This window comes from Psychromonas algicola (genome assembly GCF_004378355.1).
Taxonomy (GTDB): domain Bacteria; phylum Pseudomonadota; class Gammaproteobacteria; order Enterobacterales; family Psychromonadaceae; genus Psychromonas.
Genome location: NZ_SNUB01000009.1, coordinates 1 through 13376 on the forward strand (window position 1 = coordinate 1; position 13376 = coordinate 13376).

The 13376-nt window shown below is 36.2% G+C and carries 9 protein-coding genes; 1 reads left to right on the forward strand and 8 read right to left on the reverse strand.

Annotated elements, in window-relative coordinates:
- Nucleotides 1-160: 160 nt before the first annotated feature.
- From E2R67_RS16930 to E2R67_RS06290, 6 genes are all read right to left on the reverse strand, one after another.
- Nucleotides 161-670: a type II secretion system protein gene (locus E2R67_RS16930; RefSeq protein WP_134290076.1), complete on the reverse strand. Its 510-nt coding sequence runs from the start codon at nt 668-670 to the stop codon at nt 161-163.
- Nucleotides 671-852: 182 nt separating this feature from the next.
- Nucleotides 853-2100 (reverse strand): glutamate-5-semialdehyde dehydrogenase, encoded by a 1248-nt coding sequence (locus E2R67_RS06270; protein ID WP_134290077.1) that lies wholly within the window; start codon nt 2098-2100, stop codon nt 853-855.
- 42 nt (nt 2101-2142) lie between these two features.
- A complete protein-coding gene (proB, locus tag E2R67_RS06275) occupies nt 2143-3252 on the reverse strand; it encodes a glutamate 5-kinase (protein ID WP_134290078.1) in 1110 nt (369 codons plus the stop codon).
- A gap of 170 nt (nt 3253-3422) precedes the next feature.
- Complete coding sequence (gene crl / locus E2R67_RS06280) at nt 3423-3794, reverse strand: sigma factor-binding protein Crl (protein ID WP_134290079.1); 372 nt, start codon at nt 3792-3794, stop codon at nt 3423-3425.
- A 54-nt stretch (nt 3795-3848) separates the two neighbouring features.
- Nucleotides 3849-5108, reverse strand: a complete 1260-nt coding sequence (gene frsA, locus E2R67_RS06285; protein ID WP_134290080.1) for an esterase FrsA — start codon at nt 5106-5108, stop codon at nt 3849-3851.
- A 272-nt stretch (nt 5109-5380) separates the two neighbouring features.
- Nucleotides 5381-7273, reverse strand: a complete 1893-nt coding sequence (locus E2R67_RS06290) for a methyl-accepting chemotaxis protein (RefSeq protein WP_134290081.1) — start codon at nt 7271-7273, stop codon at nt 5381-5383.
- 333 nt (nt 7274-7606) lie between these two features.
- On the opposite strand from E2R67_RS06290, the gene E2R67_RS06295 reads away from it, so the two are divergent.
- Nucleotides 7607-8497: a GGDEF domain-containing protein gene (locus E2R67_RS06295; RefSeq protein ID WP_134290082.1), complete on the forward strand. Its 891-nt coding sequence runs from the start codon at nt 7607-7609 to the stop codon at nt 8495-8497.
- Here the strand turns inward: E2R67_RS06295 and tilS are convergent.
- Together tilS and dnaE are read right to left on the reverse strand one after the other, a co-directional pair.
- Entirely contained in the window at nt 8480-9823 is a 1344-nt protein-coding gene (tilS, locus tag E2R67_RS06300; RefSeq protein ID WP_134290083.1) for a tRNA lysidine(34) synthetase TilS, read from the reverse strand. The two genes, E2R67_RS06295 and tilS, sit on opposite strands and share 18 nt — an antisense overlap.
- A 6-nt stretch (nt 9824-9829) precedes the next feature.
- Complete coding sequence (gene dnaE, locus E2R67_RS06305; RefSeq protein WP_134290084.1) at nt 9830-13360, reverse strand: DNA polymerase III subunit alpha; 3531 nt, start codon at nt 13358-13360, stop codon at nt 9830-9832.
- Nucleotides 13361-13376: the final 16 nt, after the last annotated feature.

A 13376-nucleotide genomic window follows, 5' to 3' on the forward strand; every position in this document is an offset into this window, starting at 1 on the left:
TTGATGTGCGAGCGAGTGCTTCTGAAAGTTCCATAAAAAAATCCCATGACCTTTTGAGTCATAGGATTTTGATCTTCTTACGTTAAAAATCAACTAATTTTTCTTAACTGATCGGCATTAACTGAAAGCGGGATTTAAAATACTGTTATAACGCGTTAAATTAACACCCGTCACCATAAACAGTGATTACTGGACGAGAATTTTTATCAACAGCTTCAATGTAGGTAACATTACAACCATTTTCATTCGCACTTTCAGTAATAGGCGAAGTGATAGAAGCGGGTGTAATAATTGCTGTTCCAGGCTCGTTCACTTTAACATTCCAATCATCAGCCGATAAAATGGCAGCCGCTAATAAAGCGCTAGATGTCGCTTCAGGGTAACCGAAAGCAGTATAAACACCATTTGCTTTAGGGTCGGTTAATTCAGTATCACTTGTAGCAACGCCCGCTATTTTTTGTTCACCTTGTAATGCGGATTTCGCATAAGTGATACTAGCAGCACTCTCCAATGCCCCTTTTACCCCTTGTAAGGTTGATTTAGTTGCATCTCCCTGCAGGTTAATAAAACGAGGAATAGCAATAACAGCCAAAATACTCAAAATAATAATAACTAGTACTAATTCAATTAATGAAAAACCAGACTGTTTGCTTGTGGAGCGTTGTTTCATAAAGAGATCCTTTCCCTTAAATTATAAAGAGTATTTTTAGTATTACAGTATTAGATAAATGAATGATGCTAAAATAATCTGTATTAAAGTAGGTACAGGTTTAAAACTATACCCTTAATTAAAAATTGCTTGAATATATAAGCAAAAAGACTACTTTATCAAGCATTAATATAAAATATTGGTTATTTTCTTATTAAGTAATCGCCAATACCAATCCATTTATAAGTCGTTAATTCGTGTAATCCCATTGGTCCACGCGCATGTAATTTTTGTGTAGAAACAGCAACTTCAGCACCTAAAGCAAATTGACTACCATCCGTGAACCGCGTACTTGTATTAACATATACGGCAGCTGAATTAACTGCATTCACAAATTTATTGGCAACAGTAAAATCGTTAGTCAAAATACCATCTGAATGTTCAGAACTGTGTTCACGAATATGAGCCAGCGCTTCACTCAGCGAGTCGACTACTTTAACGCCTAAATTCAAGCATAGCCATTCACGAGAAAAATCACCTTCTTCAGCAAGCTGAGCATGTTCACCTAATATTGCTTTTGCTTTTTCTTCAGCAACTAATGTCACTCCGAGAGGTAAAAGATGAGCTGCTAATTTTGGTAAGAAAGTTTCTGCAATTTCAGCATCAACTAATAATGTATCAAGAGAATTACAAACACTAGGGCGCTGCACTTTTGCATTTTCAATAATTGCGAGAGCTTTATCAACGTCTACTGTTTTTTCTGCAAATAAATGGCAAATACCAATACCGCCAATAATGACAGGAATTGTACTATTCTCTTTACAAAATTGTTGTAAACCAGAGTTACCACGAGGGATGATCATATCAACGTATTTATCTAGTTTTAATAATTCACCCACTAAAGCGCGATCCGTATTTTCAATGTATTGCACTGCCGTTTTAGGCAATCCAACTTTTTCTAATGCATTTTGAATAAATTTGACCAGCACTAAATTAGAATTAATTGTTTCCTTACCACCACGTAAAATACTAGCATTACCCGTTTTTAAACTTAAGGCAGCAATATCGATCGTTACATTTGGACGCGCTTCATAGATAACGCCTAATACACCAACAGGAACACGACGCTTACAAAGCTTCAAACCATTCTCAAGTAACTTACCATCAAACTCTTCGCCAACAGGATCTGAAAGTGCAATTACACTTCGTAAATCACCAATTACACCCGCCAAACGAGTTTCATCTAATAATAGACGATCTAATAATGCCTCAGTTAACCCTGCTTTTTTACCAGCTTCAATGTCTTTTTGATTAGCGCTAACAATTTCAGCTACGTTAGCTTCTAGTTCAAGGGCAATGGCTTCCAACGCTGCATTTTTTGTTTTTGTATCTGTAATCGCTAATTCATAACTTGCGTCTTTTGCTTTCTTACCAATTTCTTGTAAATTCATTTCTACTCCTTTGTGCTAATTCCATAGAGAAGGAATCATGCATTATAAAATAACTAGGTCGTCTCGATGAATCACCACAGTACCGTGTTCATAACCTAATACTTTCTCAATTTGATCGGAATGATGACCCTTTATTTTTTCAATATCTTCGCTTTTATAGCGAACAATACCACGTGCGATTTCTTTACCTTTCTGATTACAAACAGAAACAACATAACCACGTAAAAAATGAGACTGCGTTGATTGAATACCTTTTGCTAACAAACTACTACCATCGTTGATAATTGCTTGTTCTGCACCTTGATCAACAACAATCATTCCAGCAGGACGAGAACCGGCAAAAATCCAGTTTTTCCTAGCTTCCAGACGGTTATTTTTAGATATAAAACGAGTGCCAACGGGTAAACTGTTAGCCGCATCTAAAATAACATTTTTACGTTGCCCTGACGCGATAACCACTTCGACACCTGCGCGATTTGCAACGGTAGCGGCTTCTATTTTAGTGGCCATCCCACCTGTCCCCAATCCACCAACACTACCACCAGCAAGTTCATGGATAGCATCAGTAATTTCATCAACTTCAGAAATTAATTGAGCTTCAGGATTATTACGAGGATCAGCAGTAAATAAGCCTTGTTGATCAGTTAATAAGATAAGTTGCTCAGCATCAGCTAACAAAGCGACTAATGCAGATAAATTATCATTATCACCAACCTTAATCTCACGTGTCGCAACGGCATCATTCTCATTTATAATGGGAATAATTCTATGTTTTAGTAATGTATTTAGCGTATCTCGAGCATTTAGAAAACGACCTTTGTCATCCAAATCAGCACGCGTTAATAGCATTTGCCCTACATGTAAACCATATATCCTAAATAGGTTTTCCCATTCGCTTATTAATTGCCCCTGCCCCACCGCAGCTAACATTTGTTTGTTAGCAATAGTAGGATCTATATCCGGCATATTTAGATGTTCTTTACCTGCAGCAATTGCACCAGAGGTAACCACTATGATGGGATGACCTTGTTGATGTAAAAGAGCACATTGGCGTACTATTTCAACCATTTGAGCTCGGTCAAGTTTTGCTGTCCCACTCGTTAGGACGCTGGTACCTAGTTTAACTACAATTGTTTTTTTATTCGCGTTCATTTATCAATGCTACATTTTAGACAATAAAAAAGCTCAACATTCAAAGACATCTTTAATTAATAAGCGCTATTGAGCCGAAAAAAAACAGCAACTAAATAGCTGCTGTTTTCAAGTATATCATTTTTACCAGAATGAAATTGGCAAAAATCTAGTCCTAACAAATTAATCAACTAAAGTGCAATTAATTCACAATCGATTTCAACGTCAATTAAATGACTCAATTTTTCAATAAATAATTCATATGACTTATCTAATTGCTGCATCTGTTTTTTATTAATTTTAGCAGTAACCCAATTGCCTTCTAGGTCATATAAACCGTTAAAGCGTTCGCACTCAAATTTATTATCAGTACGAGTCACTAGTAACCACCAGCCTAAGAAAACTCTGTTTTCGGGATCTTCCTCTGCATCTACACATATTTCTAAACAATCAAAGAAAAACTTATTCTCGTTAGAATGTAATTTGCGGAAATAAGGACCGATATCGGTAAACAATTTAAATAAACGGCCTCTTGATGGACCCTTTAAAGGAGTATCTGACATGATTGGGGTACTTCCTTTTATTTCATATATGAATAATTGACTTTAATATATCATTTACTCTCGTAAATGTCTGACTAACCATTCCGTTGAATACTCCAAAGACTCTAAATATGAAGCAAAAATGGGTGATTTATCAATAATCATAGACTCGCTTTCAAAACTTGCTCGAGCAATTAATTTTAAATCTTGTTCATTACACATGATATCTCTTACATAGCCAATACCTAACATGGGTATTTTAATGCGTTTTCGACCAAGTAATCCCTGTTTTACCAATGAAAATGGTAAACAATGTTGATATAAATGATTTGCATCGGAATTATTCATTTGCATTCGACTAGCAAAACAATCTAAAGTCATCGGAGAAAGTTTAGAAAAATTATCATAATTATCAAATACACTTGCAACAGCAGGAGCAACACTTACCGCTGTTTTTACTAGCGTTGGCTCAATATAAGCAAGGCGATTTGCGACATTCCCTCCCATTCTCATGCCCATCACAGACATCCTAGATTGGTCAACCCAAGGAACCTCTTTCATATAATGTAAAATCGCTTGGTGTAATTTTGATGAGTCTTGATCTAATTTAAGATTGCTAGAAAAACCAACGCCAGGCATATCAACAGTTAACATAGCTAAACCAGCTTGTTTAAGATGTTTTTCATATAAAGGTAATAAGTCGCACTGCAATCCATCAATACCCGGACTGACAATCACAACAGGGTGAATGGCATCATCATTAGGTAAATGTAAATAACAACTAATTTTTTTACCTTGAAACGGGACTAATATTTCTTTTAATAGCCCTGTTTCATCTTGCGTAAAGGCATTACGATAATTCAAAAAAGCCAAGGTTTGAGCTTGAATACTATTGTCATCGCCTTTTAGGTGAGGATAACTTGCAACACTATAATATTGAGACGCCGTGTAATAGGCTTTTTTGGCAGCTTCTTTATGACCAAGTTCAGCTAATTCATTCGCTTTCTTTTGAAAAACCATGGCTTTTTTAGACCATTCATAACTCCAGTTGCCAGATCGAAAGCCTACAACAGTGTCTAATAAATGAGGATCACTTCTTTCGTTTTCTGATGCACTAATTTCAGCTAATATTTCGTAAGTATCAACAACATTAATACCTTGCCAAGACCATTGCATTAATTTTATTAATCGATACCAGCCAGTTTTATTTTCATTGTTTGCTTCTGTATTATGAAGCTTTTTATTTTTTTTAGAGCCACTATTTTGTATTAGCGTAGAAGTCTCTCTTTCATTGTTTTTTTTGGAAAATAATACTTCAGATAAATTCTTAGACATAAACTTCTCTTTTAATAACAGGCATTAACTCAGTACAGTTATCATAATTATAAAAACAAAGAATAACATGATCTAGGTAAGTGATAATGCTTAATAATAAAAATTAAATGATTATTTAAATGGAATTAAAAATGCCTCTAATAACGAATGTTTACTGAATACCGCAAACTACGACACCAATAAAAATGCCACCTAACCCAGAAAAGATTAAGTAGCATTTTTTGAACGCCTTAAACTATAAAAAAGAAGTTTATAGTGTTTAATTTTATATTTTAAAGTTTAAATATTTCAACTCGTTTGTTCAACGCAGTTGCAATACTTAAAAGTTCTTCGGCAGCTTTAGTATTATTGGCAGAACTATCAAAAGTCACCTTAGCAATGTCATTGATTCCAACAATACTTTCATTTATTTCTCCGGCAACTAAAGTTTGCTCTTCTGCCGCTGTTGCGATTTGATTATTCATATCTTGAATAATTGAGACAGACCGACGAATCTCTTCAAGCGCGTTGTTTGCTTCTTGTGATTTTTCAGCTGTCGCTTGTGCATTGTTTACATTAACTTGCATTAACTCCACTGAATTTTTTGATTCACTTTGCAGACTATTAATCATGCCCTGAATCTCAGCAGTACTTTCCTGCGTTCTATTAGCAAGACTTCTCACTTCATCAGCAACAACAGAGAAACCACGACCAAACTCTCCTGCACGAGCCGCTTCAATCGCAGCATTCAAAGCAAGTAAATTAGTTTGATCAGAAATACCACGTATTACTTCAATGATATTACCAATGTTTTCAATTTCACCTTCTAACTTATCCATTACTTTTTGTACATCAGTAATCCCAAGTACTAAGGTTGATATATCACCATTCATACCGCTAACCACACTAATACCCAGTTTAGAGTGATTATTTGCTTCATCAGCAGCTGTTGATGCTTCTAAAGCATTGCGCGCAACTTCGTCAACAGTTACTGTCATTTCATTCATTGCCGTTGAGGTTTGCTCTAACTGCATCATTTGTGATTCAGAGCTTTTATTAACACTTGAAGCGGATTTAGACATAACTTCAGATGAAGTATTTAATTGTTGTGCAGAAGTGTTAATGCTTTCGATAATATCTTTTAAGCTATCAACCATGGTTAACAATGCTTTATAAACACCTGTTTCTTGACCTGTCGCAGAAGCAACAGAACGCAGATCACCCTGTGCAATTTTCTGTACTATTTTTTCAATTTCAGTGGGTTCACCACCAATAGGCAAATACATCACCTTCATTACAATTAAATAAACGATATAAAGTGATACAACAATAAAAATAAACGCCATTAATAAACTAACTTTTAAATTTTCATTTGATGCTTGGTCGATGTTTTCAATCGTATTCCAAGACCATACATTCCAGCCAAATGTTTCAACTCGTGCTGAAGCAACAGTGTACATTTTGCCATTTAAGTCATAATTATGATTGCTAGCCTCTTCGTTTTGAAAGGCTTTATAAGAAGGGCGTAAGTCGTATAAATTTTTCCCTACTAATTCTTTGTCTTTAGCTGCAAGTAAGTAACCATCTTCACGACTAGCATAAAGTTGATTATTAGGATCTAATTCATTAAGGAACTCTGTGATTTGATTCACGTCCATATTAAGACATAGAACAGCAATCACTTTCCCATTACGCTTGACAGGAACAGCAAGCGCCATTACAGCATTGCCTTTTGAGTCGATATAAGGCGTTGTAATAACGTTATCTTCACCACCATCCATTACACGCAAAAACCACTCTCTTCCCTTTTCTCTAGCATTAAAACCTGGGTTGATTCCATCAAAACCATAAGCATAGGTTTTGGGCTGGTTCGTTGTAATGTAGGCATCGATGACACCTAATTGATTAGTTAACAATCCAAGAAGGTGTATTGTCTCTCTAATATCAACCACACCTTCCGTTTCATTAACCTTTATCGTATCAGAAGCGATGTGTAAGGCATCAAAGTAGCGGTTCATTTTTTGATCTACCGCTTTCGATATTAAAAAAGCTTGGTCTTCCATTTTAACCATATTACTGTCTGTAGAAGCTGATTTGAAATTGCTGAAACCAATTCCTGAGACAATAGAAATAGCTAATGTAAATAACAAACCAATTAATGATAGTATTTTTACTTTTGCAGTCATATTTTTTCCTACGATATTATAAATATAAGTTAGATTGAGGAGCCAACGCCCCCTCATTAACATCAAACACATCAAATTAAAAATAAATGATATTTTTTACCATTTCCTAGCTAACAAAAACCTAACAAGCAAAAATCAAACCAAGTAAAACAACATTCTAGTTAAAAAGTAAAAATCAATAAAATAGCATGCCCCTGATAAAGCAATGCTACACAATTTTAAAAGATAACACACCTATCAAATCAAAGTAAAAACAAAATAAACTTGCGTGACTGGCATGAATACTGCTTTATCTTATTTGTTATCTTTTTTAAAACGTTAAGGAATTTCATCATGGAAACTATATCTAACACTAAACACAGTGATTATGAATCGACTGCGCCTATGTTTGCTGTATTTTCGAATGACCCTTTATTAAGCGCTGAAAATAAATTGTTATGCTTGGAAATGTTACAACAGGATTTAGATTTAAAAGGCTTACTGACAAACTTTGCCACTTTAGCGGCAAAATTTGTCCGACCTTTTAGTATTCGCTTTCAATCAGCCCATGGTTTTTTTAGCTTATCGCAAACGAAAAACAATAGTTTCAGCAAAAGCTTTAATTTAGGTGCGGTAGGCCAATTCCCTCGCTTAGGAACCATTACTTATCAAAGTGATGAACCTTTAACAGTTAATGAAGATAAAATATTAACGGAATTACATAGCTTGTTATTAACAAGTTTGAAGCATGCTTTGAAATTCTCTGAATTGACCTCGATGGTTTATAAAGATCATTTAACGAATATAGGTAATCGAGCTTATTACGAGGCGACTATTCAAAATGCGATTGAGCAAAGTAATAGAACGCATCAAGGGTTATCGCTAATTATCTTAGATATTAATAACTTTAAACCGATTAATGATACCTATGGGCATTTAAAAGGCGATGAAGTATTAAAAGCCTTTGCACAAGTATTAACTAAAAGCGTTAGAACATCGGATATGATCTTCCGAATTGGAGGTGATGAATTTGCGATTATATTATTGCCGGCTGAAAGTTGTTCTATCATTAAAGTTCACCAACGCTTGTTACAAGAAATAGACAAAAACATTATCTTATCTGAAGCAAACTTCTCAGCAAGTATTGGCTCAAGTAATTGGGAAATAGGAATGAATGCAACTGAATTATTTGAACAAGCAGACCAACAGCTCTACGCTCAAAAAGCACTAACTCGAAATAAGTGATACTGTTAATACAGGTAGGTTATCATGTTGGCATTGCCATAAACCAATGGCTTCAACTAGATGATTATCAATCATAATAAATATGATTTGATCTCGAAGCCAAGGTGGAACTTGATATTCATGTAGTAGCTTTTTAATGCTTCGCTGTTTATTCCGCCCTTCAGGCAGACAAGTTAAGTTAGCTTCTAAATGATGCCTGAAATAACACGCTACCTTATACTGTTTTGCAATCATCGGATCTACTTGTGAAAAATCAACAGTAACCTTTGTTTCCACAAATTCTAGTAAAGGTTCTCCTCGCCACTGTTTTGGCTCTTGAACTAGTTTAATCTGTTCTTCGTTAACAATATAAAGCGCTTCTTGGTAACGACGAATTGAATGTGACTCTAAAATTAATTTAGGTTGCTTATCTAAACTTGCTAATGCAACTTCCTTCCACAACACCTGTAGTTGTTTGTTACTTGGGTAATTTAATCCATTTAGTTTCAACCAATACCGGATAACGTTGTTACGTCTAGCAACACTTAACTCTGTTAACTTAGCAATCAATAAAGTGTGTTGTGAATAATGAAAACCAGCACATTCATTTAAATCCACTTCAGCCACTTCATTTAATAGCGATTGTTGCTCTTGGCATAATTGCGCCGTACGTGAAACAGATTGAGCAATCGCAGGCCAACGTTTAATTAATAAAGGAGATATTTTTTGACGGATAAAGTTGCGGTCAAACTCGATATCTAGATTACTTTCATCTTCAATCCATTGCAGTCCATGAAATAAAGCATAATCTACAATTTGTTGACGCGAAAAATTCAATAGCGGCCGCACTAAGAAACCATTAAAAAAGACTTGTGTGCTATGGATCCCCTGTAACCCTGTACTGCCCGAGCCTCTTTTCAAAGCTAACAATAATGTCTCAAGTTGATCATCCTGATGATGGGCTGTCAAAATCACGTCACCACTTTGCATTTTATTTTTAAAGCATTGATAACGCGCATCTCTAGCAAGCGCCTCTAAACTTTTTCTTGGCTTATTCTCTATGTTAACGGTAGAGCTTATTAATGTGATCTTTAATTGTTTACAAAGCGTTTCACAAAATTCAGTCCAATATTGTGCATTTTCACTTAATCCATGATTCACGTTATGGGCTAATACAGTGAATTCTGAATGCTTATCTCGTAAAACAGCGAGCAAATGCAGCAAAGCAACTGAATCTACACCACCACTTAAAGCAACAATTAAACGAGGCTTTATAGAGAGATTATTTAGCTGACTTAATAATTCAGTTAAATGGTGTTGAAATAAAGAAACCATTTTATTTTGCATAAGCAACTAACCTTGATCAAAATAAAGGGTCACATTATCTTCACCAAGCAGACGCTCAAGCTCAAATAGAAGATCATCGCTAGGTGTTATTGACCATTCAATGCCTAGCTCAATTTCAGCCTGAGCCTGATGGTTTTGATAATTAATAAATACAGGACATAAACCACCGGATGCAGGTGCTAAAATTGAATTTAAACGCTCTTGAAATTGCTCAATGGATTGAGACTGTAAAATATTTGATGAAATAGTGAGACGCAACTTACTTGCAAAACGTTCACGAGCTTGGTCAATACTCATAATTTCACGCGCATTCATTTTCAAGCCGCCATTAAAGTAATCTTCACTGACTTGCCCTTGTAATACGACTATATTATCTGTGAATAATAGATCTTCATGCTGATCTAATAAATCTGCAAAAATAGTGACATCCATACGTGCGCTTTTATCATCTAGGGTTAATATCCCCATGCGCTTACCCGCTTTTGTAACCATGACGCGCATTGCTAATATTAAGCCACAAACTCGACTATTCTGAGCTCGTCCATTAACCACCAAATTACCTAATTTAAGACAATTGATTGCTCTTAAATGTGGTTCATATTGATTAATTGGATGCCCTGTTAGATATAAACCTAGCGTGTCTTTTTCACCTTTGAGCCATTGTTTTTCAGGCCATTTTTCAACAACAGAAAACTTATTTTCTATTTCATCATCATCTGTTGTTAATACGCCAAATAGATCTGTTTGTCCCGATGACTCTGCTTTTTTGTGTTGCGCAGCAGCCGTTAAAGCATCAGGTAGATTTTCCATTAATGCGGCACGATGTGGGCCTAAATTATCTAAGGCACCAGCAAGAATAAGCTTTTCAATGATACGTTTACCACAGCGTTTTAAATCAACACGGTTACAAAAATCAAATAGGTCTCGGAATTTTCCACCTTCCGTTCTTGCTTCTATAATCGCATCAATAGGCCCTTCACCAACACCTTTAATCGCTCCAATGCCATAAATAATGCGTAAGTCTTTATCAACATTGAATTTAAATAAGCCTTCATTCACATCAGGAGGACATAAAGTTAGTCCCATGTTCTGGCATTCATCCACCAGGATAACCACTTTATCCGTGTTATCCATATCCGCAGACATTACCGCAGCCATAAAATAAGAAGGATAAAATGTCTTCATCCAAAGTGTTTGATAGGATACCAATGCATAAGCGGCGGAGTGTGATTTATTAAAGCCGTACCCCGCAAATTTTTCTACTAAGTCAAATATTTTCATAGCAAGTTCGCCATCAATACCATTCTCGACAGCACCTGATTCAAAGGCCGCACGTTGCTTTGCCATTTCTTCAGGTTTCTTTTTACCCATAGCTCGACGTAACATATCTGCGCCACCTAAGGTATAGCCAGAAAGTACTTGAGCTATCTGCATGACTTGCTCTTGATAAAGAATGATGCCGTAAGTCGGAGAGAGGATCCCCTTTAACGATTCATGCTGCCACTTTTCATCAGGATAGGAAACCACTTCTCGACCGTGCTTACGTTCGATAAAGTTATCTACCATACCCGATTGCAATGGACCAGGACGGAATAACGCCACCAGTGCAATCATATCTTCAAAACAGTCAGGTTGTAGACGACGGATCAAATCCTTCATACCACGTGACTCTAACTGAAATACAGCAGTCGTTTCATAGCGTTTTAGTAATTCAAAACAGGCAGGTTCCGTTAAATCTATTTTTTCTATAAAGATGGGCTCTTCACCACGTTCATGTTTATGAGCATTAGCCATATCTAAAGCCCACTGAACGATAGTAAGTGTTCGCAATCCTAAGAAGTCGAATTTAACTAAACCAGCGGTTTCTACATCATTTTTATCAAATTGTGTAACTGGATTATGACCTTCATCGTCACAATATAAAGGAGCAAAATCAGTGATTGTCGTTGGAGAAATAACAACACCACCCGCATGTTTACCTGCATTACGGATCGTACCTTCTAAAGTACGGCACATATCGATCAATGCGCGAACATCTTCACTTGCGTTATAACGCTCTTGTAAACGAGGCTCTTCTTCAAAGGCTTTAGTTAATGTCATCCCTGGTGTAGGAGGAACTAGCTTTGAAATACTATCGACAAAACCATAGGCATGACCCAATACACGTCCAACGTCACGAATAACCGCTTTAGCGGCCATGGTACCAAAAGTGATAATTTGCGATACCGCATCGCGACCATAAAGTTCAGCTACGTGATCGATAACTTCATCACGTCGATCCATACAAAAGTCGATATCAAAGTCGGGCATCGAGACACGCTCAGGGTTTAAGAATCGCTCAAATAGCAATTCCAACTCTAAGGGGTCTAAATCAGTAATTTTTAATGCATAAGCCACCAATGAACCAGCACCGGATCCTCGCCCCGGCCCCACTGGAATATTATTATCTTTACTCCATTGGATAAATTCCATCACGATCAAAAAGTAACCAGGAAATCCCATTTTATTAATAACGGTTAGCTCTGTTTCTAATCGTTCATCATAGGGTTTTCTTATTTCAGCAAAATTTTCGCTATTTTTATCAAACAGGAAGTCTAAACGTTCTTCTAAACCTTCTCGTGAAACCTTACAGAAAAATTCATCAATAGGTAAATCACCGGTTGGAAAATCAGGTAAAAAGTATTCGCCCAAGCGTAATGTCACGTTACATCGTTTAGCTATTTCTACACTATTTTGCAATGCTTCTGGTATATCAGAAAAAAGCTCACACATTTCCTCTTCACTACGCAGATATTGCTCAGGGCTATAATCTTTAGGGCGTTTTTCATCGCCTAATGCATAACCTTGATTAATACAAACTCGAATATCATGTGCATCAAATAATTCTTTATCTGCAAAAATGACTTCATTAGTTGCAACTACAGGCAACTGTTGTTGAACAGCAACATCAAGCGCTAAGTGCAAATAGTCTTCTTCATTAACACGATTCGTTCTAATTAGTTCTAGATAATAGCGATTTGGAAAATGCGTTTTATAAAATTGGATTATTTCATTAACAGCTGCCTGGTTGCCCTTCAATAACATTCTTCCAAGGTCACCATCCTTTGCACCAGATAATAAAATAACCCCTTGTTGATGCTCAATTAACCAAGATTGATCTAATACAGCACGCCCTTTTACATGCCCACGCAAGTAGGCTTTTGAAATAAGCTCAGTGATATTTTTATAACCAACCGCATCCATCGCTAATGCTGTTAGACGAAACTGCTGATCACCTAATAATTCGCTTTTAACCCAGAAATCAGCACCAATAATGGGTTTTACACCTGCACCATGGGCAGCACTGTAAAATTTTACCAAACCGCAAAAATTAGTTTGATCCGTTAACGCTAAAGCAGGCATGTTTAATGCCGCTGTTTTAGCAACAAGTGGTTTTACTTTCGTTAAACCATCGACCATTGAAAAATCACTGTGCACACGCAGATGCACAAACTTAGGTGTTTTAGGTTGAGGTAATTGGTCGATTTCAGTACTCATTTCAGGCATCACATTT